This is a genomic window from Pelomicrobium sp. G1 (assembly GCF_051905455.1).
Lineage (GTDB): Bacteria > Pseudomonadota > Gammaproteobacteria > Burkholderiales > UBA6910 > Pelomicrobium.
This window is the reverse complement of sequence record NZ_JBQACR010000220.1, coordinates 1-325: the sequence shown is the minus strand read 5'-3', so window position 1 is coordinate 325 and position 325 is coordinate 1. Positions and strand designations below refer to the sequence as shown.

General features: G+C 70.2%; 1 protein-coding gene. It reads right to left on the bottom strand.

What is annotated here, in order from left to right; translation table 11 throughout:
* Positions 1-325: ATP-binding cassette domain-containing protein (locus tag ACTFO6_RS18255; RefSeq protein ID WP_439935803.1), on the bottom strand; the 325-nt coding region annotated here is incomplete at both ends.

Genomic DNA, 325 nt, shown 5'->3' with positions numbered 1-325 from the left:
ATCTTGCATAGGAGCTCGGCGAGCCCCAGCCGCTGGCGCATGCCCCGGGAGAAGGTGGCCACCGGCTCCTGCGCCACCCCCTCGAGCCCCATGCGCGCCAAGGCCGCGCCGATGCGCCGGTCCGCTTCCTGCGGCGCCAGGCCGTTCAGCTTGGTGATGTAGCGCAGGTTCTCCCAGGCGCTGAGCTCGTCGTAGAAGCCCACCGCGTCGGGGAGATAACCCACCTGCCGCTTGACCGAAAGGGGTCGGCGCCGGGGATCCAGGCCCAGCACCGAGATGTCCCCCGCGCTCGGCTCGGTGAGCCCGAGCAGCATGAGTATGGTAG